At 63.7% G+C, this 12,827-nt stretch carries 18 protein-coding genes and 1 pseudogene; 14 read left to right on the top strand and 5 right to left on the bottom strand.

Going from position 1 to position 12,827, the window contains the following annotated elements:
• Positions 1 to 285, top strand: a 285-nt coding sequence (locus BLQ03_RS10520) for an integrase core domain-containing protein (protein WP_139166695.1), incomplete at its 5' end; no start/stop codon positions are given.
• Between the two features lie 329 nt (positions 286 to 614).
• Here BLQ03_RS10520 and BLQ03_RS10515 read toward each other — a convergent pair.
• Positions 615 to 1,424: pseudogene (locus BLQ03_RS10515) on the bottom strand (IS3 family transposase); the annotation flags it as partial.
• A gap of 171 nt (positions 1,425 to 1,595) precedes the next feature.
• On the opposite strand from BLQ03_RS10515, the gene BLQ03_RS18325 reads away from it, so the two are divergent.
• Complete coding sequence (locus BLQ03_RS18325) at positions 1,596 to 1,793, top strand: hypothetical protein (RefSeq protein WP_175558827.1); 198 nt, start codon at positions 1,596 to 1,598, stop codon at positions 1,791 to 1,793.
• A gap of 102 nt (positions 1,794 to 1,895) precedes the next feature.
• Here BLQ03_RS18325 and BLQ03_RS18320 read toward each other — a convergent pair whose 3' ends face one another.
• The 3 genes from BLQ03_RS18320 to BLQ03_RS10505 all read right to left on the bottom strand — a co-directional run bounded on the left by BLQ03_RS18320 (position 1,896) and on the right by BLQ03_RS10505 (position 4,397).
• On the bottom strand, positions 1,896 to 2,057 hold the full coding sequence (locus tag BLQ03_RS18320) for a hypothetical protein (RefSeq protein ID WP_175558839.1): 162 nt from the start codon (positions 2,055 to 2,057) through the stop codon (positions 1,896 to 1,898).
• Between the two features lie 49 nt (positions 2,058 to 2,106).
• Positions 2,107 to 3,296, bottom strand: a protein-coding gene (locus BLQ03_RS10510; protein WP_090755670.1) for an IS3 family transposase whose coding sequence is annotated in 2 segments (ribosomal slippage) — positions 2,107 to 3,044 and positions 3,044 to 3,296 — 1,191 coding nt in all. Because the reading frame shifts where the segments join, the coding sequence is not laid out codon by codon here.
• A gap of 60 nt (positions 3,297 to 3,356) precedes the next feature.
• Positions 3,357 to 4,397: a hypothetical protein gene (locus BLQ03_RS10505; protein WP_139166693.1), complete on the bottom strand. Its 1,041-nt coding sequence runs from the start codon at positions 4,395 to 4,397 to the stop codon at positions 3,357 to 3,359.
• A 288-nt stretch (positions 4,398 to 4,685) separates the two neighbouring features.
• Here BLQ03_RS10505 and BLQ03_RS17930 point away from each other — a divergent pair, with 288 nt between their 5' ends.
• A complete protein-coding gene (locus BLQ03_RS17930; protein WP_139166690.1) occupies positions 4,686 to 4,916 on the top strand; it encodes a hypothetical protein in 231 nt (76 codons plus the stop codon).
• A 131-nt stretch (positions 4,917 to 5,047) separates the two neighbouring features.
• Here the strand turns inward: BLQ03_RS17930 and BLQ03_RS10500 are convergent, their stop codons facing one another.
• Positions 5,048 to 5,785, bottom strand: a complete 738-nt coding sequence (locus BLQ03_RS10500) for an acyltransferase (RefSeq protein WP_090755665.1) — start codon at positions 5,783 to 5,785, stop codon at positions 5,048 to 5,050.
• 423 nt (positions 5,786 to 6,208) lie between these two features.
• Between BLQ03_RS10500 and BLQ03_RS18315 the strand changes: the two genes are divergently transcribed.
• The 11 genes from BLQ03_RS18315 (at position 6,209) to BLQ03_RS10460 (ending at position 12,823) form a co-directional block, all read left to right on the top strand.
• On the top strand, positions 6,209 to 6,364 hold the full coding sequence (locus BLQ03_RS18315) for a hypothetical protein (RefSeq protein WP_175558838.1): 156 nt from the start codon (positions 6,209 to 6,211) through the stop codon (positions 6,362 to 6,364).
• A gap of 30 nt (positions 6,365 to 6,394) precedes the next feature.
• Positions 6,395 to 6,550, top strand: a complete 156-nt coding sequence (locus BLQ03_RS18310) for a hypothetical protein (RefSeq protein WP_175558837.1) — start codon at positions 6,395 to 6,397, stop codon at positions 6,548 to 6,550.
• Positions 6,551 to 7,123: 573 nt separating this feature from the next.
• The gene (locus BLQ03_RS18305; RefSeq protein WP_175558836.1) at positions 7,124 to 7,270 is read left to right on the top strand and encodes a hypothetical protein; all 147 of its coding nucleotides are present in this window, start codon (positions 7,124 to 7,126) and stop codon (positions 7,268 to 7,270) included.
• Positions 7,271 to 7,477: 207 nt separating this feature from the next.
• Complete coding sequence (locus BLQ03_RS18995; RefSeq protein ID WP_281200999.1) at positions 7,478 to 7,612, top strand: hypothetical protein; 135 nt, start codon at positions 7,478 to 7,480, stop codon at positions 7,610 to 7,612.
• A gap of 220 nt (positions 7,613 to 7,832) precedes the next feature.
• Positions 7,833 to 8,195, top strand: coding sequence for a hypothetical protein (locus BLQ03_RS10490; protein ID WP_090755659.1), 363 nt, complete (start codon positions 7,833 to 7,835; stop codon positions 8,193 to 8,195).
• Entirely contained in the window at positions 8,192 to 8,425 is a 234-nt protein-coding gene (locus BLQ03_RS10485) for a hypothetical protein (protein ID WP_090755656.1), read from the top strand. The genes BLQ03_RS10490 and BLQ03_RS10485 overlap by 4 nt, the downstream gene beginning before the upstream one ends.
• Positions 8,426 to 8,523: 98 nt before the next feature.
• Positions 8,524 to 8,901 carry a hypothetical protein gene (locus tag BLQ03_RS10480; RefSeq protein ID WP_139166689.1) on the top strand — a complete coding sequence of 126 codons (378 nt, stop codon included), beginning with the start codon at positions 8,524 to 8,526 and terminating at the stop codon, positions 8,899 to 8,901.
• Positions 8,902 to 9,326: 425 nt separating this feature from the next.
• The gene (locus BLQ03_RS10475; protein ID WP_245688821.1) at positions 9,327 to 10,412 is read left to right on the top strand and encodes a Hint domain-containing protein; all 1,086 of its coding nucleotides are present in this window, start codon (positions 9,327 to 9,329) and stop codon (positions 10,410 to 10,412) included.
• 227 nt (positions 10,413 to 10,639) lie between these two features.
• Positions 10,640 to 11,932 carry an adenylosuccinate synthase gene (locus BLQ03_RS10470; RefSeq protein WP_090755648.1) on the top strand — a complete coding sequence of 431 codons (1,293 nt, stop codon included), beginning with the start codon at positions 10,640 to 10,642 and terminating at the stop codon, positions 11,930 to 11,932.
• 28 nt (positions 11,933 to 11,960) lie between these two features.
• Positions 11,961 to 12,173, top strand: coding sequence for a DUF2842 domain-containing protein (locus tag BLQ03_RS10465; RefSeq protein WP_245688819.1), 213 nt, complete (start codon positions 11,961 to 11,963; stop codon positions 12,171 to 12,173).
• On the top strand, positions 12,170 to 12,823 hold the full coding sequence (locus BLQ03_RS10460) for a thiamine diphosphokinase (protein WP_090755642.1): 654 nt from the start codon (positions 12,170 to 12,172) through the stop codon (positions 12,821 to 12,823). Before BLQ03_RS10465 ends, BLQ03_RS10460 begins: the two co-directional genes overlap by 4 nt.
• The last annotated feature ends 4 nt before the right edge of the window (positions 12,824 to 12,827 follow it).

Genomic DNA, 12,827 nt, shown 5'->3' with positions numbered 1-12,827 from the left:
CATCCGTATGAACTTTATCTCGACCTCAACGGTATCGAGCATCGCCGCACCAAGGTCCGAACGCCCCGCACCAATGGCTTCGTCGAACGCTTCAACGGCACCGTGCTGGATGAATTCTTCCGCGTGGCCATGCGGGACAACTTCTACGATGGCGTCGAGGCACTGCAGGCCGATCTCGATGCCTGGCTTGTCCGCTACAACACCGAACGGCCGCATCTCGGCTATCGCAACATGGGACGCCGACCCATCGAGACCGTTATGTCTTTCGTAAGCCAAGAAGGTTAAGTGGACATGTGATCGGATGAGCCCTGCGCCATATGTCAGTTCGTCGAAGCTGCCGCGGCTAAGCAAAGATGGATCGATCGGTCGGATGTATAGATCAAGTATGCCTGCTTAAGGGTTTTGGCGATCAAGCGACGTCAGCAGAACATCTTTGGAATGGATCAGCCGCGGGACGAATGCTTGAAGAAGGTCTTTTCGGAGCGGCGGACTTTTCCTTCATCGAGACAAAGAATTTTTTATATCCCTTTGGACATCGACAGCTGGGGAATGGAGAGATCTGTTCCGCGCGCCTGAATGTCCTGCCCCAACGAGGTGGTCCATTTCCGATCTTGGTGCATGACGTGTTGTGGCGCTACGTTTGGAGTGGCCGGCGAAGCGGTTCCAGGTGGCGCAGCCGGCCACTGCAGGAGGTGCGGGGCTGGCGGTCGGTAGCCTAGGGATGAATGTGGCCGTTTGGTGTTGTAATGCCAACGCCAGCTTTCGATGACGATCCTTGCCTCGGCGAGGCTGTAGAAGATCTCACCATCCAGCAGTTCGTCGCGGAGTTGCGAGTTGAAGCTCTCGCAATAGCCGTTCTCCCAAGGGCTGCCAGGCTCGATATAGGCCGTTCTGGCACCAACGGCGATGATCCGGTCCCGCACCGCCGTGGCCACGAACTCAGGGCCATTGTCGAATCGGATGTGGCTGGGCACGCCACGTAGGATGAACTGGTCCGAAAGGACATCGATCACGTCTGTTGAGTTGAGCTTCCGGTTGACCCGGATTGACAGGCATTCCCGGGTGAACCCGTCGATCAGGTTGAGAATGCGGAACCTCCTTCCGTCATGGGTCCGGGCCTCGACAAAGTCACAAGACTAGACGTGGTTTGACCGCTCTGGTCGCAGACGGACGCACGATCCATCGTTGAGCCAAAGCCTCGCTTTCTTTGGTTGCCTTTGCGGGACCTTCAGCTTTGTCGGGGAAACGCCCCACTGGGCCTTTCCTGATCCTCCTCAGTCCCGCCGCCAGATCCGTTCCACCCGCTTGGCGTTCACGGCCCAACCGGCACTCCGAAGCAGGGCCGTGATGCGGCGGTAGCCATAGCGGCCATACTGGCTTGCGAGCGCAACGATCTCCGAAGTCAGTGCGTTCTCATCAGCCCGCCAACCATCTCCATACAGCGGATCGGGCGGAAGCTGCTCTGGCTGGCAAGCGTCAACAACTTCGCCCGTGACGGCGATCCGAGGAACAAAGGCTATTACATCCGGGGGACCTGCGATCTCGATAGTCCGAGCCTCTGGGATGTCGAGCACATCTGTAACGCGGGCGGCACCTTGGCCGCAGCGGCGCCGTATCCCTTTGGGAACTGTGTGCTGGACCCGGGCGATCTGCATCGCTGCTTCGCTTCGGTCAAGTTGCCGGGTGTGGAATACCAGATCATCGAGTTGCGCCGGGTGTCGCGCGGCAACTGGCGGATCCTGCGCCAGATCACGAACACTTCTCCGGAACTGCGACCGATCCCCGCGTCGTAAAAACGCCGCAGGGCAAGTTCCTGACCTGGCTCGACGGCCGGGACGCGACCGGCGCCACGATGCGGCTTCTGCCGCTGTCTGGGTAAGGCCGGGCTTCAAGCGTCAGGCGGCCGTGAAAAGGGCCACGATTGACCTATCTATCGGGGACTCGGCCGCCCTGCGCCGGAGATCTGCGAGGATCACGTCCCGGTTCTTGCGATAGTAAGGCACGTCGAAGACGCCAGCAAAGTTGTCAATCTCCCCGATTGCGTCGAGCGTCGCCATGGTCCGGTAGCACTTGGCGCAGCGGGAGCAGTGACCTGCCACGGGTCTTTCATCCAGCCGCGACCGGAGCCCGGTTTGTGTTTACGGTGGTCGGTGCAGGGTGAGCAATCGCCCGATGCGCGGAGCTTTCATCTCGCGCAGCGGGGCGGGCGATTGCGGTGGTCAGGGACCGCGCATAGTCAGCCGGGGTCTGGTAGTCTAAGGCCGAATGGGGGCGTTCGGTATTGTAGTCTGCAGCCCAGGCCGCGATCACAACACGGGCATGAGCCAGGTTGCGGAACATGGTCTCGTTGAGCAGCTCGTCGCGCATCCGACCGTTGAAACTTTCGACAAAACCGTTCTGCATCGGCTTGCCTGGCGCGATGTAGTGCCATTCGACCTTGTGCTCGGAACACCATCGCAGGATGGCGTTACTGGTCAGTTCGGTCCCGTTGTCGCTGACAACCATGCCGGGCTTTCCACGACGCTCGATCAGGGCCGTGAGTTCACGCGCGACACGGCGCCCCGAGATCGAGGTGTCCGGGATTGCCGCGAGACATTCACGGGTGACATCGTCGACCACGTTGAGCACCCGGAAGCGCTGGCCGCTGGCGAACTGGTCGTGGACGAAATCCAGCGACCAGCGTGCGTTGGGTCGCGCCTCGACCAGGATCGGGGCTCGGGTGCCGACTGCCTTGCGTCGGGCCTTCCGCTTGCGCACCGTCAGCCCCTCCTCGCGGTAGAGCCGATAGATCCTGTTGATCCCCGAAGGCTCGCCCTCGCGGCGCAACAGGACGAAGAGCCGCCGATAGCCGAACCGCCGGCGCTCGTTGGCCAAGTCCCGTAACCGCCCGCGCAGCACGGTATCCGGCGCACGCTGCGCCAGATAGCGGATCATCTTGCGATCCGCCCCAGCGATCCGGCACGCCCGCCGTTCCGAGAGCCCAAGCAGGGACCTCAAGTGCGCGACCGCCTCGCGCTTCACGGCAGGCGTCACCACTTTTTTGAAACCAGCTCCTTCATCGCGGCGAGATCGAGCATCTGTTCAGCCAACAGCTTCTTCAGCTTGGCGTTCTCATCCTCGAGCGCTTTCAGCCGCTTTGCCTCCGACACCGTCATGCCGCCGAACTTGGCCTTCCAATTGTAGAAGGTGCCTTCCGACATGCCGTGCTTGCGGCACAGATCAGCGCACTTCGCGCCGGCTTCGTGCTCGGCCAGGATCCCGATGATCTGCTCGTCCGTGAATCTCATTCGCTTCATTGTCCGTCCTCGAGTTAGGGCGGACTCTAATCGGCGGTGGAGGAAAAATCCCATGGCAGGTCAGCAGTTCTTGGTTGCTCCAAGGGAGCGGGCTCGCTCTTTAGCGCGCTGCGCGCAGACGTCCAAAATTGATCTTACCACAGGGTCAGAGGCAATCTTGATTGTCTTTTCAATGCGTGCCTCGCCCGCGTTTGCAGAAATCATGCGCAGTCTTCCTGGCGAAATCATAGGCAGAAGAATTGCGTCGATGTTGGCGATGGCGCTTGAACGCCTTAAGTTCATATCACTGTAGTCGTAACCTGATGCGTACAAGTATGTGTCGATTTCATGTTCGAACAGTGCCGCAGCCGACGCATTTCTCATCGTATGCGTTCGAATGAATTCGTAATTTTTGTCTACTCTATATGCATCCACGATGTTGGAGTGGACGATATGGTAATGACGATCTGTGGCCGTGGCAAAGCTGGAAGCACGATCCGCAGCGCCGTTGAATAGCGACGCCGCCGCGCGGGTCTGGCCTTCGAGATCGGTGTTGAAGGCTCCGACGTCGAAAGTGAACAAGTCGGTCACTTTCAGGGCATTCTGTGCCCCGGTAGTCTCGAACCACTTCAAGGCGGCGAAGCTGTCCACCCCCGCAGAGAAGCCTGTCGCAATCCTTAACTCCGGTCCCGCCGCTTGCGGAGGTTCATCCGTGATGTCGCATTCGATCAGTATGCGCTTCAGTCCAGGATCGAAGTTGTGCAAGAGGGCTTGGATGTCACTGCGAAGCAGATGCAGCAACAAACCTGGAAGCTTGCCTTCTATTTCTAGGCAGCGGCCGGTTCTCATCGCGGGCAGAAGCAGTCCAATAGCAACCCAGGCGGCCGAGGTCGCGGGCCTAGGATGGCCAGTCGAACTCCGAACGTCGTGCGTCAGGTGAGAAAGCCCTGCGAGACCCGAGACGTCGCAATGATAACTTCCACCACTAGGCGTGCGGGAAAATCCGACATTGGTCACCTTTATGGGTTTCACTACTGCGCCCTCGAAACACCAGAAGTTGTAAGGCTTATGCCGAGGCGCGTGCTCATGCAACAATACGAAGGCGGCTCGCAGGCGATCCAAGCTGGAGGTTCCAGCAACTCGCCCGGCTGAAGTGATCCTTGGCGAGAGCCGGCATCATGTTGGGCCGCCGCACTGCCCTTCCGAAGTAGCTCAAGGATAGAACCCATGGATCAACCGCCCGAGTTCTGGGCTAGGCTGGCTGCGGCCGCCTCCTGCGTGTTTCGCAAGAGCGAAAGCAAGCACCTCTGAATGTCCACCCTTGAGGCCGGGATCTCGGGGGGCTGAGCTTTTCGCTCGCTCTAGCAGCCGCGCAGTGGGCGTGCGGCGAGCGTGGATGTGGATCCCCGGATGGAATGGGACCTGCCGATGATCGCACCGATGCAAGCCATGTTCAGCTTCTTCGCCGTCATAAATCGCGAGGGCAGGGGCATCAAGGTATCACATGACCAAGGTGCTGCTGTTCCTGACGGTGGTGCTACCTGCCAAGCCCTGCCTTCACTTGGCGGACCTCTGCCGCGCTTGTCCATTACAGTGTATCGAAAATGGTCATGGCCGAGTGGTTTCTTCTCGGCGAAGTGAGCAACGGCGCGCGATCCCCACGCCAACCAGGAAGTTTCTGACTTGGGTGGAATTCGAGGTAGGATCCACCCCGCAGATAAGGATGCTGCAACTCTGAAGTACATGGAAAAAATAGAAAGTGACAGCAGGCGTTAGGGCATTTCCGTCAGCTTTGCGAAAGGTGGTGTGGGCTTTCCAGATTTCTCCAGATGCAGGAAATAGTTCCCTGCCACGGATTCCTTGGTCCAGAATATATCACGCGACGTAACGCGGCACGGGTTTCCAGCGGCCGCGCAGTTGTTCGGTATCTTTCCGGCCAGCACGCTGTAGGAGCCTATCACCGAATTGGGTCCGACCTTGGCACCAGACAGGACGCGCACGCCCTGACCAAGCCATACCCTGTCGCCGATGTGTATAGTTGCTGAGCCACGCCGACTTCCATCGGCTGAATTATAGATTCCATGCGCGCCAGAGGCATAGATCATGACATCGCGGGAGATCATGCATCTCGAGCCAATGGCTATTTCGGCTTGGTGGGCTGCCATGATCGTAGCACCCCGAACGATGTCGATGGTTCCAATGGTGACCGTCGACCCGCCAATACAAGCGATATCCAAGCGACAAATGCCAGATAATTTCCCTAAATGTACGGTATTGTTGTTACCGCTGAAGCATATATGGGTCCGCTTCATCGAGGCGGTATGAGTTGTATCTTGGCATATGACCCGGTTGCCGTTGGCGGTGGTATAGTCAAGCGCACCATCATTCCCGAACTGTTCGGCCAGACTGTAGAGAGTGGCTCCGGAGAGAGGCACGTCAGGATACTCTCCGAGAGTCATGGGCTTGAATGGAAGCGACTGCTTTCCACGGGTGGAATGGTCCAAGCTCATTCTGGGATCCAGTTGGATGGCAGGTATCGGTTGCCTTACCAGTGACAGACCTGCAGCGCCACCAGACGCCACTTTCACGGGGCGACTTCATGGATAGACCGCCCAACTCTGGGTCGGGCTGGTTGCGGCCGCCCTGTACGTCTTCCGCAAGAGCGAGAGCAAGCGCCTGTGAATGCGCATGACCGAAGCTGGCATCTCGGGGGCTGGGTTTTTCGCTTGCTCCGGCTGCCGCCCAGTGGGCGGGCTGCAGCGAAGCGATCGCGGCCGTGCTGCTGACCGCGCACGGCTACCTAGGGCTCGACGTGCTGACCTCGATTGTGGCTGACCGCGCGGGACAGCTTCTGGCTGCTCTTGGCGCTTGCCGCGTCTTTCTGGGGACTGGGCGTTTGGGACCGGCACATCCGCGATCGGCCGTGGATCAGCGTGACCCTGGCAATTGAGCAGCCGGCCTACGAAGGGCCTGCGCTCCTGACCCGCGACGTGGTCGAGGCGCACTCGCCCGTGTCAGGCGAGCGGCTGATCTGGATCGAGGGCCAGGAGGGCGCCCGGCTGTGCGGATCGCACCGCGAGGACGGCTGAGAAGGCCGGTCGGTCCGCACTTGGTCGGCCTTGGCCTTCTTCGACCACATGTGCCGCATTCCCAAGACTCTCTGGCGCACCTGCACCCGCTTCGTCGTGCCGACCGAACGGAGCAGCCGTGGCTCGTTCGGACCCTACTGCAGCGCACCCTTCGACCCGAAGATCGGCACCGACCACCGCCGCTGACCCGGCGACACATCACCCATGTCAACCCGCCCGCCCGCGTCCACGCCGGGGGGCTTTTTCATGCGAGGACTTGTGAAGGACGAGTATCGCGTTCCAGACTGGAAGCCGATCCAGCAACTGCTGAAGGACCTCGGTTTTCACGCGGGCCTGATCGACGGGAAGCGAGGCCCGTCACACATCAGGATATTGTCGCCTTCAAGCAATCAATCGGCTTCGTGGCGCGGCCCTTTTATGGTCCGCTGACACACGAGGCGCCGATCGGTGCCTTCAACATCGATCAGCCCATATCCTTAGTATTGCGAAGCCGAGCTGGTTCTGTGGCTGCATGAGCGGTCCCATACAAGCCGCCTGCGGAACTGGTTCGATCAGTCGGTGGCATGGATCGACCCCCGCTAGATCGCCTGGTGCGGAGCCTTCGTCACGACCCGCTTGCGCAAGTGGCAGGCGTGAATCGCGCTGCCCGGCAGCCCCTGAGGCGCCCGGCAATGGGACGCCTTCGGCGAGGCCTGTATGCCCCAACGTGGCGCCATCCTTACCTTCTGGAGCGGCTCACCCCAAGGCTGGTAGGAGCACGTGGGCTTCTATGCCGGGGAAGACGACAGCGCATTTCACGTCCTGGGCAGCAACCAGTCCAACGTCATCACCATCACCCGCATCGCCCGCAGCCGCCTGCTGCAAAGTCGCTGGCCGGCGGGTGTCCCGCAGCGGCTCCAGGTCTGACGGATGACGGCGTCGAGCAAGCTTTCCAACAACGAGGCATGAACCATGCAAGAGCACCTGATGACGATCCTGACCTTCGGGGCAGGCGTCCTGCCCATCCTGATCGTGATCTATGGCCAGACGTGGCTGAAGAAATAGTCCGAGGCCAAGCTGGCCGAGCACGGGCTGACCGAGGCCGCCAAGTGTCGGGCCGACCTGAAGGCGGGCTTGCTGACCGGCGCCAAGGCCGCGCTGCTGGAAGGCAGGTCGATTACCCAGGCGATCAAGGCGGCGATCACCCATACCCTCGCCTCGAACGCGGACGCGGCAACGCGGCTCAGGCCGCAGCAGGTTGTCCTCTAGCGGCTGTCGACGGCCGCTGTCGCCGATGCCGCCGACCTTGCCAACACGGCGGCAAACGCGGTGAAGGCGGGCGCGGCAGCTGGTCCGGTGCCGCATGAACTGACAACCGTGCTGCATCGCGCACTCGCCGGCGGAGGTGCGCGGCGAGCCCCGTCGTGATTGCCTGCGCCTGGTGGGCCGCTTGGGCCCGCGCGGGCGCCGCATGGGGGCTGGGTCCGCTATGAGCGTCTACCGACTCGGCGCAACCACTGTGCATCACGCCGACGACCACACGCTCACAGTCTTCGACGGCGGCGGCGAGGTGCGGGGCGATCACGCCCCGCAGCCCGGGCAGGACGAGACAGCCGCGCAGTACGGCCTCTCGGTCGAGGCCATGAGCCGCGCCCTCGACCTCGCGCACTCCATCCTCTCAGCAGCCTTGGGCTTGCCCGCCTCGCCCACGCTGTCGGCCATGCCGGGCGGCAAGCACTGGTCGCACTGGTGGCGCGAGGAACAGGCCGTGCTGGCGCTGCAGGGCTGTGCAGCGGTAACCGGTGTCGATCCGGAGCAGATCGCCGCCCGCCTGAGCAAGAGGGAAACATGATCGCCCCATTGTCCGCAGGCTCCGCAGGCGCGTGGCTGCACTGGCACGAGCACTGCACCGTCGCCCAGACGCGCTACACGCCCGAGGCCGACTTGCCGGCCTACTACCGCGCCGCGCTGGACCAGGGCGCAACCGGCTTCCGCGAAGTCCTGCCGAGCGGTTCGACGTGGCGGCGCGAGGATCTGCCTCGCGGCGGGCCGCGCCTGGTGCGATCATCTGCTGGTCACTGATCCACTGGGACCGGCCGCGCAACCCGGTCCGCCATGCCGTTGTTGCGGCGGAAGGGGCAGGGCGGATCGATCGCTTCATCGTGGTCAACGAGCCATCGGTGGGGAAGGCGGTCAGCGGCTGGACGGCTGACCATGCGCTGCGCATGGTGATCGAACTGATGGACGCCGCCGGATCGGCGAACCCCTATACCCAGTGGTGGACCTGCGACCCGACGCACGACTGCGCACCCGAGATCTGGCGCACGACGGACGAGCTGGTGCGGGCCTTTGGGCCCGCAATCGGGGTGGTGGGCTGCAACTACCCTGCCTTCGCCGCAGCCGCCCCGCTGCGAGACATCCTGCGCTGCGCGGCCGACCGCTACCCGGATCATCGGATCGGGCTGACCGAGACCTCCTGGCACGACTCGCGCGCGGGGTGCGAAGGACGCTTCCCGCGCATCCGCTCGCGGGCGGAGTGGTGGGACCATGTCCTCTAGGCGATCGACGCCTTGGGCCTGCCGCTCGCCTGCGCGACCTGGATGCCGTGGTTCAACATGGCTTTCGAGCCCGGGTCGATCTGGCCGAACGGGTGGCGGTGCCATGTGCCAGCGTGATCCGGTCGCCTGCATCGGGATCACGCCGGCGGCGTTGACGGTAATAGAGGACGGCAAGCCGGCTGGTAGTTCCCCGCGCGCAGATGCTGGACCTCATGGACCGCATCCGCATCGCGTTGAGGGAGACGGCGCCGAGCTGACGTGGTTCTTGTGCGCGCAGTGAAAGCAGACTGCTGAGGACGACAGCGAAATCAATCCGTCTCGCGGAGCCTGAGATGCCCTTCCCACAAAGCGCTTGCCGCAGATCCTGCACCGTGCAACCTAAGCGAGTGCTGGAATGATCCTATCAGCCTTGAAGTGATCGGCCTTTGCTGAACGACGTGTCTGTCGAGCGTTTGGCAGGAACCATGGAGCCAAACGTGCCAATCTTCACCTTCAGCTACATCGACCGCAACAATCCCAGCGGTATCGATCCGACGTATGGGCCGGGAACCCGGTTCACGCCGACGGCCGATGACATCACTTCCCTGACTCTTGAGGACGACGACCGCTTCCTCGACAGCTACTCCTTCAATCCCGACGCGACCCCCGCCATTGTCCAGAACGATCCCTCCAGCTTGGGTACTGCGGGGTTTGAGCCGGGTGAGACCGCCCTATACATGTCGATCCAGGAACTTACCGGATCCGACGGCTCGTCCGGCGCCATCGTCATGATGGCGAATTATCTGGGAAGCGGGGTGCAGGGCTATGCCTCCACGATCCCGCTTGTTCCCGGTGTCACCTATACCGTGGGGGACATGGTCAATGACTACCCCATCCCGTACACGGAACTCGGGGCAACCTGTTTCGCCAGTGGCACTGTCATCAGGACGGCGGACGGAGACCGGCTCGTTGAGGATCTGCGCTGCGGCGACATGGTGGCGACGCGGGACCACGGCCTGCAGGCGATCCGCTGGACCGGATCGCGCCCGCTCTCGGCAGAAGGGCTGGCTGCCAGCCCGAACCTGCGTCCCATCCGCATCAAGGCGGGCGCCCTGGGGGACAACACACCCTCGTCCGATCTGCTCGTTTCGCCGCAGCACCGTGTCCTGGTGCGCTCGAAGACCGCGCAGCGCATGTTCGGCACGGAGGAGGTTCTGGTCGCGGCAAAGCAGCTGGTGCTGCTGGACGGGATCGACATCGCCGAGGATGTCGAGAGCGTGGAGTATTTCCACATCCTCTTCGACCGGCACGAGGTGGTGATCTCGAACGGCGCCGAGACCGAGTCCCTTTATACCGGCCCCGAGGCGCTCAAGTCGGTCGGCAATGCGGCCCGGGAGGAAATCTTCGCGCTCTTTCCGGAGCTTCGGGACCGGGACTATGCTGCAGCGGGCGCGCGCGTTCTGGCGTCGGGCCGGATGGGGCGGAAGCTTGCCATGCGTCATGCCCGGCACGGGAAAGCGCTGGTCCACTGAGGGTCCGGTTTCCGGCAGTTGGGGCGGCCTCGGAGGGGGCCGCTCTTTTTCTGTCCGCGCCCGCCGGCACTGCCTGGCGGACACAGGGACCGGCGGACGAGCCATCGCGGACGGGGGCATCAATCGTCCGGCAGGCCCGTTCTCCGGGCGGAACGTCGCGAATAGCGCCTTTCGCGGGCCGGGTATCGGCGCTATAGCCCTCGCGGACCGACGAAAGGGTTGATGGAATGGCAAACGTGGTGGTGGTCGGCGCCCAGTGGGGCGACGAGGGCAAGGGCAAGATCGTTGACTGGCTGTCCGAGCGCGCCGACGTGATCGCCCGCTTCCAGGGCGGCCACAACGCGGGCCACACGCTGGTCATCGGCAACCAGGTCTTCAAGCTGTCGCTGCTGCCCTCGGGGATCGTCCGCAAGAACAAGCTGGCGGTGATCGGCAACGGCGTCGTGCTGGACCCCTGGGCGCTGTTCTCGGAAATCGAGAAGCTGAGCGGGCAGGGCGTCGCCATCTCGACCGAGAACCTGATGATCGCGGAAAACACCCCGCTGATCCTGCCGCTGCACCAGGACCTCGACCGCCTGCGCGAGGAAGCCGCGGGCGCGTCCAAGATCGGCACCACCGGCCGCGGCATCGGCCCGGCCTACGAGGACAAGGTCGGCCGCCGCACCATCCGCGTGGCGGATCTGGGCGACGAGGAGACGCTGGACCAGCGCCTCGACCGCCTGCTTGCCCACCACGACCCGCTGCGTCAGGGCCTGGGGGCCGAGCCCATCGACCGCGCGGAACTGAAGGCGAAGCTGCTGGAGATCGCGCCGAAGCTGCTGCCCTATGCCCAGCCCGTCTGGAAGATCATGGCCGACGCCCGCAAGTCGGGCAAGCGCATCCTGTTCGAGGGCGCGCAGGGATCGCTGCTGGACATCGACTTCGGCACCTATCCCTATGTGACCTCGTCCACCACCATGTCGGGCATGGCCGCAAGCGGCACCGGCATGGGGCCGGGCGCGATCGGCTATGTGCTGGGGATCGTCAAGGCCTACACGACCCGCGTGGGCTCGGGTCCCTTCCCGACGGAACTCACCGACGGCATCGGCCAGCGGCTGGGCGAGCGCGGGCACGAGTTCGGCACCGTCACCGGCCGCAAGCGCCGCTGCGGCTGGTTCGACGCGGCGCTGGTGCGCCAGACCTGCGCCATCTCGGGCGTGAACGGCATCGCGCTGACGAAGCTGGACGTTCTGGACGGCTTCGAGACGCTGAAGATCTGCACCGGCTACACGGTGGACGGCCAGCATTACGATTACCTGCCCACCGCCGCCGCCCTGCAGGCCCGCGCCGTTCCCGTTTACGAGGAAATCGAGGGCTGGTCGGAATCGACCGAAGGCGCGCGCTCCTGGGCGGACCTTCCGGCCGCCGCGATCAAGTATGTCCGCCGCATCGAGGAGCTGATCCAGTGCCCCGTCGCGCTGCTGTCCACCAGCCCCGAGCGCGACGACACCATTCTCGTCACCGACCCCTTCGCGGACTGAAGCAATGGCGGGTCCCGAAAAGGAGGGGATGAGCCTCAAGCAGCGCAAGCGCTGGTCGCTGGTGCTGCTTCTGGTCTGGATGCCGATCTGGATCGTGATCGCGGTCACGCTGATGAACTGGCTCGACGCCCGCTTCGGCCGGATGCCCATCTGGGCCGAGGTGCCGATGTATGTCTTCCTCGCCTTTGTCTGGGTCGTGCCCTTCCGCCGCGTCTTCCGGGGCGTCGGCCGGGGCGAATGACCCCCGTCCTGATCTCGCCTGCCGGCGTGACGCTGATCGGCGGGGGCGAGGTCACGGCCGCCGATCTTGCCCAGGCGCTGGCGCTGGCGCCGGTCGTGGCGGCCGCCGACAGCGGCGCCGACCGGGCGCTGGCCGCGGGGCTGATGCCCGAGGCCGTCATCGGCGACCTCGATTCCCTTTCGCAGGCGGGCCGCGCCGCCATTCCGCCCGACCGCCTGCACCGGGTGGCCGAGCAGGAAACCACCGATTTCGAGAAGGCCCTGTCCCGCATCAGTGCCCCCTTCGTGCTGGGGGTGGGCTTTTCCGGCCCGCGCACCGACCACCTGCTGGCGGCCCTGACCACGCTGGTCCGCCTGCGGCGCCCACCCTGCCTGCTGCTGGCAGGCGAGGACCTGGCCTTCGCCGCCCCCGACCGCCTGCGCCTCGACCTGCCGCCCGGCACGCGGCTGTCCCTTTATCCAGTGGGACCTGTCACGGGCACCAGCCGGGGCCTGCGCTGGCCCATCGACGGGCTGACACTCGACCCCGCACACCGCACCGGCACCTCGAACGAGACGACCGGCCCCGCCGAGCTGGCGCTGGACGGCCCCTGCATCATCATCCTGCCGCGCGGGCAGGCAGGTGCCGCCATCCGGGCTATCGGCGCCTGACAGC

It is taken from the genome of Paracoccus chinensis (genome assembly GCF_900102885.1).
In the GTDB taxonomy this organism is placed as follows: Bacteria; Pseudomonadota; Alphaproteobacteria; order Rhodobacterales; family Rhodobacteraceae; genus Paracoccus; species Paracoccus chinensis.
This window is presented reverse-complemented; position numbering and strand designations above follow the sequence as displayed.